The sequence below is a fragment of the Aeromicrobium sp. Leaf272 genome (assembly GCF_001422865.1).
GTDB lineage: Bacteria > Actinomycetota > Actinomycetes > Propionibacteriales > Nocardioidaceae > Aeromicrobium.
In genome coordinates, this window is the sequence record NZ_LMMY01000009.1 from 542,095 (window position 1) to 542,546 (window position 452).

At 67.3% G+C, this 452-nt stretch carries 1 protein-coding gene; it reads left to right on the forward strand.

The window, feature by feature from the left end; all coding sequences use genetic code 11:
- Positions 1-452 (forward strand): HNH endonuclease signature motif containing protein (locus tag ASF38_RS17420; RefSeq protein WP_156366779.1); only part of this gene is annotated, 452 nt, incomplete at its 5' end.

Sequence of the window (452 nt, forward strand, 5' to 3'; positions counted from 1 at the left end):
CCGTGAATCTCGATCTCGACACTTTGATGGGCGGCGTCAAGGCCGCCGGGCTGTCGGACGGCACCCGCATCAGCGCCGGCGAAGCCCGCCGGCTCGCCTGCAGCGCCCAGATCGTCCCGATGGTCCTCAACGGCAAGCCGCTCCCCCTCGACCTTGGCTCCGCCAACCGGTACTTCAATCGGTCGTCCCGCCGGGCGATGGAGAAGAGAGACGGCGGATGCACCACACCCGGTTGCGACCGTGACGCCAGGTGGACCGAGGCTCATCACCTGAATCCGTACGCGATCTCCAAGACCACCGACATCCGCGACGGGGCACTGCTCTGTCCGTTCCACCACCACCGAGCACACGACCAAGGCTGGGTCGGGAGGATCAACCCCGACGACGGCCACGTCGAGTGGAAGCTCCCAGGATCCGACGCCTGGCAACGGAACCAACGCTGGCGCCCCTGA